The sequence below is a fragment of the Campylobacter sp. GB48 genome, from assembly GCF_049221845.1.
Classification (GTDB): Bacteria; Campylobacterota; Campylobacteria; order Campylobacterales; family Campylobacteraceae; genus Campylobacter_D; species Campylobacter_D lari_C.
In genome coordinates, this window is the sequence record NZ_JBMJAR010000043.1 from 1 (window position 1) to 1,997 (window position 1,997).

2 protein-coding genes are annotated in these 1,997 nt (G+C 26.7%); both read left to right on the forward strand.

Features of this window, described 5'->3' with window-relative positions:
* On the forward strand, positions 1 to 936 hold a 936-nt coding region (locus tag ACOTVC_RS08595), incomplete at its 5' end, for a bacteriophage T4 gp5 trimerisation domain-containing protein (protein WP_421628338.1).
* A 147-nt stretch (positions 937 to 1,083) separates the two neighbouring features.
* Complete coding sequence (locus ACOTVC_RS08600) at positions 1,084 to 1,914, forward strand: hypothetical protein (RefSeq protein ID WP_421628340.1); 831 nt, start codon at positions 1,084 to 1,086, stop codon at positions 1,912 to 1,914.
* The last annotated feature ends 83 nt before the right edge of the window (positions 1,915 to 1,997 follow it).

The window sequence follows — 1,997 nt, forward strand, 5'->3', positions numbered from 1 at the left end:
CATTCAGGTTTTTATCATACACCAAGAATAGGAGATGAAGTTATTATTTCATTTTTAGATGATGATATAGACAAGCCTTTTATTAGTGGGAGTTTATATAATGGGGTGAATGATCCTCTTGTATCGTTGCCACACCATGATCACAAAACTTCCATTAGCTCTAAAACTATAGGAGTATATGAACAAGGATACAATGAACTAACTTTATCCAACTTAAAAGATAAAGAACAAATCTATCTAAAAGCAGAAAGAGACTATGATGAATTGGTTCAGCACAACTTTACTCAAAGAATTTTAAATGATAAAGATTCTATGGTGGATGGGATTTATAATGAAAGAATTAAAAAAGTTCATACGCAAACCATAGATTTAGCTAAAAATGTCAATGTTGGTGCTGAGTATCTAATAAATGTAGGTTTATCTAAAGACACCATAGTTGGATTATCTAACACTTTAAATGTAGGAGTAGACAACAAATTAAGAGTAGCTAAAAATTCAAGTGAATATATAGGAGAAAATAAAGACACTGAAATATGTGCAAACAAAAATACCATTATACATAAAGATGAAACTAGAAATATTAAAGGAAACAAAAAAGAAATTATAGAAGGTTATTACAATATAAACACGAGCAATAAAATACAAGTCTTGAGCGAAAAAGAGATAGATTGCAAAAGCAAAGATAATATTCTTTTTACAAGCAATGAATCCATGGGATTTGAAAGCGATAAAAATACAAGTATGGTGGCTAACAATATCACTACCTATGCAAAAACAACTCATTATCTAAAGGCTGATAGTGAGGCAACTATACAAGTAGGAGAAACATTGATTAATGCTAAACCAGATTGTGTTATCATTAAAGCAGGTGGAGTAGAAGTAGTGATAGATTCTAAGGGTCTTGTTGTTAAAGGTGGAGAAATTAAAGCAGAGTAAATATATAGTATTTTTTTGAAAATAAATACTATATTTTAAAAATTTTAGAATGTCAAATATTAGTAATACAATAAATAGTATAAAAAATATCATTATGATTTTTATAAAAAATTTTATAAACTATTTTTAAAATATCAAGGAATATAAATGAAAAAACCTTTTTATAAACTTAAAAGATTTTATATACCCTGTATTATATTAATCATAATACTCGCCGTGCTTGCAAAATTACTTTATTCTCCTTTATATACGATTTATTGGGGAATGTATCATCATCCTAAGGCTCAATTAAATTTTAAAAATTTTGAAAAAATGACTTTAAATCCAAGTCCTAAAGATATGATTAAAATTGTAGATGATTATCAGCCTAAACTAGAAGACTTTAAAGATTTAAATACAAAAATGCAAAAGGCTATTTTTGATTTTAAGGTGGCTAAATTCTTTGGATTTGAGGATAGGTATTGCCAAAATTTTATTCAAAGCAACATTGATATTTTTATCTTTCTACATGGTAGAGAGCAAACCTATTTTAATTATCTTAATTTCATAAGCAATTTAAACTCAAATGAAAAACAAAAATACCTAAACTTAAGAGCCTCTACTAAAGATTTAGAAAAACAAATTTTTGAAGAAAAACTTAAATTTATAAAGCACTATGAAGAATTTTATGATTATTTAGATAGCATAGGCTATTTGAATAAGGGTTCTTGGTATAAAACTATGGCAATCTATCCAAAAATAACAATTCGAGGTCTTCTTTTATTTCATAACAATCAATTGTGTTCTTTTAAGGATACAAATTTCATATTTCAAAACATGAAAGAAAACTATAATATATTTAATAATTTAGATCCAAATAGCTCAAAACTTCTCGATAAGACACTCGGAAAAGAATGGAAAGATTACCGCAAAAATGTATCAATCTTTATAGAAGATACAATAAACAAAATCCAAAAGGCCTTAGATGAATGCAAATGAAAATAATACTAGTGTTCATAATGAAAACAATACCACTATTAACATTAAAGAAAGTATAAAAGAAGCCTTAAGAGAAGGACAAG

What these genes read in the sequence shown, in the direction of transcription:
- ACOTVC_RS08600 (WP_421628340.1), top strand. Translation starts at nt 1,084, where the DNA reads ATGAAAAAACCTTTTTATAAACTTAAAAGATTTTATATACCCTGTATT.